General features: G+C 72.6%; 5 protein-coding genes and 1 pseudogene. 5 read left to right on the top strand and 1 reads right to left on the bottom strand.

Annotation, left to right across the window (positions count from 1 at the left end; translation table 11 throughout):
- Window positions 1–39: 39 nt before the first annotated feature.
- Window positions 40–1,359, top strand: a complete 1,320-nt coding sequence (locus Q0D57_RS19065; RefSeq protein WP_291046981.1) for a D-alanyl-D-alanine carboxypeptidase — start codon at window positions 40–42, stop codon at window positions 1,357–1,359.
- A 97-nt stretch (window positions 1,360–1,456) separates the two neighbouring features.
- On the opposite strand, the gene Q0D57_RS19060 is transcribed toward Q0D57_RS19065, so the two are convergent.
- On the bottom strand, window positions 1,457–1,939 hold the full coding sequence (locus Q0D57_RS19060; RefSeq protein ID WP_291046979.1) for a VOC family protein: 483 nt from the start codon (window positions 1,937–1,939) through the stop codon (window positions 1,457–1,459).
- Between the two features lie 227 nt (window positions 1,940–2,166).
- Between Q0D57_RS19060 and Q0D57_RS19055 the strand changes: the two genes are divergently transcribed.
- The 4 genes and pseudogenes from Q0D57_RS19055 to Q0D57_RS19040 all read left to right on the top strand — a co-directional run.
- Window positions 2,167–2,742 (top strand): FBP domain-containing protein, encoded by a 576-nt coding sequence (locus Q0D57_RS19055; protein ID WP_291046978.1) that lies wholly within the window; start codon window positions 2,167–2,169, stop codon window positions 2,740–2,742.
- A 252-nt stretch (window positions 2,743–2,994) separates the two neighbouring features.
- The gene (locus tag Q0D57_RS19050) at window positions 2,995–4,050 is read left to right on the top strand and encodes a CPBP family glutamic-type intramembrane protease (protein WP_291046977.1); all 1,056 of its coding nucleotides are present in this window, start codon (window positions 2,995–2,997) and stop codon (window positions 4,048–4,050) included.
- Window positions 4,051–4,074: 24 nt separating this feature from the next.
- Entirely contained in the window at window positions 4,075–4,995 is a 921-nt protein-coding gene (ppk2, locus tag Q0D57_RS19045) for a polyphosphate kinase 2 (RefSeq protein ID WP_291046975.1), read from the top strand.
- A pseudogene (locus Q0D57_RS19040) lies at window positions 4,992–5,269 on the top strand (hypothetical protein); the annotation flags it as partial. The gene ppk2 and the pseudogene Q0D57_RS19040, both read left to right, overlap by 4 nt.

Below are 5,269 nucleotides of genomic sequence, written 5' to 3'. Positions count from 1 at the left end.
CACGCGGTTCTCCCAGAGCGACGTGTCTAGACTCGCCGGATGCCCTCGCTCGACCGCTTCGCCTCCGCTCGTGTCCGCTCCGCCCGCCGGCCTGGTCGCCGGGGTGTTCGCCCGGGGGCTCGCCGCGGCGCGGTGCTGCTGGCGGCCGGAGCGATTCTCGCGGCGGGGCTGAGCGGCTGCGTGGCGGGAGCACCCGAGCCCGCCGCGACGACCGCGGCGCCGCCGGCGGTGGCCACCCCGACGGCTCCCTCCATCGATCCCGGCCCCGCCGCGGCGCTCGAGTTCCCCGCGGTCGGAGCGGGCGCGGTCGGGATCGCATCCGCCGACGGCTCGGTGGAGGTGCTCGGGCAGGGCGGCGAGACGGGGACGGTGCCCATCGCGAGCATCACGAAGGTCATCACGTCGCTCGTGGTGCTCGACGCGCATCCGCTCGCCGGCCCAGGTGACCCCGGGCCCACCATCACCCTCGGAGCCGCCGACCTCGAGCGCACCGAGGCCATCGAGGCCACCGGCCAGTTCGTGGAGCCGATGTTCGAGGGGCAGCAGGTCACTCTGCACGACGCGCTCGCGATCACGCTGCTCACGAGCGCCAACAACTACGCCGAGACGGCGGCCTCGTGGGCCTTCGGATCGACCGATGCCTACCTCGAGGCGGCGCGCGCCTGGCTCGCCGAGCAGGGGCTGACGGGCACGACCCTCGCCGACGCGAGCGGGCTCGACCCGGGCAGCGCGAGCACCACGGCGGACCTGCTGCGGGTGGGTGCGCTCGCGCACGCCGATCCGGCGCTCGCGGCCATCGCGGGGCTCGCCTCCTACGACCAGCCCGACCTCGGCACCATCGTGAACCAGAACGTGCTGCTCGGCGAGGGTGGTGTCGACGGCCTCAAGACAGGCTCGACCACCTACGCCGGCGCCACGCTGCTGACCTCGGCGGTCGTGACGGTGGGCTCGTCGCCGGTCACGCTCATCGCGGTCGTGCTCGGCACGGAGTCGATCGACGCGCGCTTCGCGACCACGCGGGCGCTGCTCGCGTCGGCCCAGGCGGGCCTCCGCGAGGTGCGGCTCGCGACCGCGGGGCAGTCGTTCGGGAGCTACGGCCTCGCTGCGACCGGCACCGCTTCCCCCGGCACCGCTTCTTCCGACACAGCTTCCCCCGGCGCCGATTCCCCGGAGTCCGCCGACGCTGTGGCGACCGCCGACCTCTCCGCGGTGGTCTTCGGCGACACCCCCATCACGACCGAGGTCCGGCTCGAGCCGCGCACCACGGGTGCGGCGGGCGACCCCACGGGAACCGCCGCCTTCACCGTCGGCACCGCCCGCTACGAGGTCCCGCTCGCCCTCGCGACACCCCTCGGCTGAGCTCGCTGACGAGTTATTAAACATCTGCGTGGCACCGACTCGATATACGGGGTCGGTGCCACGCAGATCTTTAGTAACTCATCACACAGTCCACTCGCTAGTCAGTCGAACCCTGGAAGCCATCGCGGGCGGCGCGCTCTTCGAGCGGCTCGAGCTCCTGGAAGAGGCTGACCTGCAGCCCCGCCGGCCCGCGCAGCCGGGCGTTGAGCGAGCGCCACGGCGTCTCGCGCGGCTCCGCCTCGAGCTCCGCGCCGCCGGCCACGAGCCGCTCGGTCGCCTCCGCCGTGTCGTCGACCTCGAACGCCACGCGCAGCCGGTCGCTCCGGCCGCCCTCGGTCTCGATCCCGTCGATCATGCGCACCTGCGCCGGGTTCGCGAGCTCGAGCGTCGCGGCGCCCGCGTGCAGGATCGCGACCTGCGCCCCGCCCTCGCCCTCGAACGCGGCCTGCGGCTCGAGCCCCAGCACGTCGCGGTAGAACGCGAGCGCCGCCTCGAAGTCCTCCGCCTCCACCACCAGCCGCAGCTGCTTCACGCGGGGTGCCGCGGTCGATGCCGATCCGGATGCCGTCTCATCACTCATGACCACACCGTACGGCCCGATGCCCTCGGGATGCGCTCCCGCCGTCATCGGACGTATCGTGGAGGGGTGAGTCTTCGATCGGATGCAGTGCCCTCGGGGCGTCAGGAGGTCACCGGCGGCGCTTCCGCCGGTGGCAGGTAGAGCCCTCCCCTCCCCCGCATCCCCTTAACTTTTCGCCCGTGGCCCCGCCGACGCGGCGCCGCACGGGCACGACCGATCGGACACCCATGCAACCCCTCGACGAGAAGACCCTCCGCGCCTCCTTCGTGAACACCTCGCGCAAGGAGCTCAGCGACCTCACCCTGCCGGACGACTTCGACACCCTCGACTTCAGTCGCCTCGACTATCTCGGCTGGCGCGACCGCAGGATCGCGCGACGTGCCTACGCCGTGGTTCCGGCCGGGCCGGACGCCGCCGCTGGTGACGGCCCCGGCTCGTCCGGGAGCGGCAGCGTGCCCGGGAGCGCCGGCGTGCCCGGGCTCATCGGCATCATGCTCAAGCAGGCCGAGGCGAGCCCCCGCACGCGCGCCCAGTGCTCCCTGTGCCAGGACGTGCAGCTGCCCAACGACGTCGTGCTCTTCAGCGCGCGCCGTGCCGGCCCCGCCGGGCGGAACGGCAACACGATCGCGAGCCTCGTGTGCTCGCGCTTCGAGTGCTCGACCAACGTGCGGAAGCTCCCCGCCACCGCCTACGTAGGTTTCGACGTGGAGGCAGCCCGCACCGACCGCATCGCGAGCCTCCGCAGCCGCGTGGCGGCCTTCGCCCGCGCGGTCCTCGACCCGGCCGCACCCCCCACGCCCTAGCGCCAACCCGCGACTTGACAGAAGTCGCGCCCAAAACCGCCGACTTGGCACATCTTGTGTCAAGTCGGCGAAGCGGGCCGACCTTACCGCCGAGGTGGAGGCATCCACTTGACAGAAGTCGCGCCCAAAACCGCCGACTTGGCACATCTTGTGTCAAGTCGGCGGAGCGGCGGGCCCGTCACGCGGCGGAGGGGGCTCCATCGCGGGGCGGAGGCGGAGGCGGAGGGGGACGGGCGCGCCTAGCCTGGAGGCATGAGCGACACGTCACCCACGACCCCGCCCTGGCCCCCCACCGCACCCGGGGCTGCCGCAGCGACGACCCCGGGCGCCGTCGCCACGACCGCCGTCGATGCCGCGGCGACTTCGGACGCCTCCACGGCGGGGCCCGCCACGGGCGCCGAGTTCGCCTACGACCACGCGCTGCGCGCCGCACCCGCCTGGTGGCGCGGCGCGGTCTCGATCGTGCTCCTCGTGGCCGCCTACTTCCTGGCCTCGATCGTCTTCGGCCTCGTCGCCATGCTGATCGACCTCGCCGTCGGCAGCTACACCGTCGACGAGCTCACCACAGGCGCCGCCCTCACCCAGCTCACCCCCGCGCTGATGCTCTCGAACAACCTCGCGCTCGCGAGCCTCTGGCCGCTCTCCATGCTCATCCAGTGGGCCCTCTTCGGCGTGCGCCCGCGCTGGCTGAGCTCGGTCGAGGGCGGCTTCCGCTGGCGCTGGTTCGGCCGCCTGGCCCTCGTGATCGTGCCCGTCTGGATCGTCTACGTGGGCATCTCCGTCGCCCTCGGCCCGATCGAGCCGATCGCACTCACGGGCACGGTCATCGCCATGGTGCTCGTCGTCGTCTTCACGACCCCGCTGCAGTCGGCCGGTGAGGAGTACGGCGCCCGCGGTCTCATCCAGCGCTCGGTCGGCTCCTGGTTCCGCAACCCGATCGCGGCCTTCGTGGTGGGCACGCTCATCTCGGGCGGCCTGTTCTCGCTCGCCCACGTGGCGGGCGACCCCTGGCTCATCGCCTACTACTTCGTCTTCGGCGCCGCCGCCTCGATCGCCGCCCGCGGCACCGGCGGTCTCGAGGCGCCCGCGCTCGTGCACGCCGTGAACAACCTCCTGCTGCTGCTCCCCACCGCCCTCATGAACCAGACGGATCAGGTCTTCGAGCGCGACGCCGGCACCGCGGGCCCGTTCATGCTCCTGCCGATGGCCCTCGTGCTCGGCGCGGCCTTCTTCAGCATCTGGTGGGGCCGCCGCGCCGGCCTCCGCACCCGGGCACCCCTCCCGCCCGCCCGCGGCACCCGCCGTTAACCTCCCGCCGCTACCGTGGCCGACGTGACGACCCTCTTCAGCGGCCGGCCCGTTCCGGCAGAGCTCGACGACCTCCTCGGCTTCACGGTGCTCGACGACGACGATGACGACCCCGTGCTCGTGCGCACCGACGGCAGCCTCGTCGACACCTGGCGCGAGGGCTACCCCTACGACGAGCGGATGAGCCGCACCGAGTACGAGGCCTCCAAGCGGCTGCTGCAGATCGAGCTCCTGAAGCTCCAGAACTGGATCAAGCGCGGAGGCCGCCGCCTCGTCGTGGTCTTCGAGGGCCGCGACGCCGCCGGCAAGGGCGGCACGATCAAGCGCTTCACCGAGCACCTCAACCCCCGCGGCGCCCGCGTGGTGGCCCTCGAGAAGCCCACCGAGCGCGAGTCGACGGAGTGGTACTTCCAGCGCTACGTCGCCCACCTCCCGGCGGCCGGCGAGATGGTGCTGTTCGACCGCTCCTGGTACAACCGGGCGGGCGTCGAGCGCGTCATGGGCTTCTGCACCGATGCGCAGTACGACGAGTTCATCCGGCAGGTGCCGCTGTTCGAGTCGATGCTCGCGGGCGACGGCATCGACCTCGTGAAGTTCTGGTTCTCGGTCTCGGCCGAGGAGCAGCGCACGCGCTTCGCCATCCGCATGGTCGACCCGGTGCGCCAGTGGAAGCTCTCGCCCATGGATCTCGAGTCGCTCGACAAGTGGAACCGCTACACCCGGGCCAAGGAGGCCATGTTCGCGGCCACCGACACCGCCGACGCCCCCTGGACGGTCGTGAAGTCGAACGACAAGAAGCGCGCCCGCCTCGAGGCCATGCGCTTCGTGCTCAACCGCTTCGACTACGACGACAAGGACGTGGAGGTCGTCGGCGAGACCGACACGAAGATCGTCGGCTCGGCCGCCGACATCTACGAGCGCGGCGAGGAGCGGCCGGCCCGATGACCCCCCGGGTGCACGTGCGCTGGACCCCGCTGCCGGCCGGCACGGGCCCGGCCGACGTCGAAGCCCTCGTCCCCTTCCTCGGCGACGACGAGCGGATGCGCCGCGCGGCCACCACGGACGACGCGGCCGCCACCCGCTTCGTGGTCGGCCGCGCGGCCCTCCGCGTGCTCGCCGCCGAGCTCGTCACGGAGCACGCGCTCGCCCGGGGCGGCGACCCCGTGCATCCGGCCGACCTGGTGGTCACGGCGCACTGCGCGGTGTGCGGCGGACCGCA

This window comes from Herbiconiux sp., from assembly GCF_023264895.1.
In the GTDB taxonomy this organism is placed as follows: domain Bacteria; phylum Actinomycetota; class Actinomycetes; order Actinomycetales; family Microbacteriaceae; genus Herbiconiux.
This window is presented reverse-complemented; position numbering and strand designations above follow the sequence as displayed.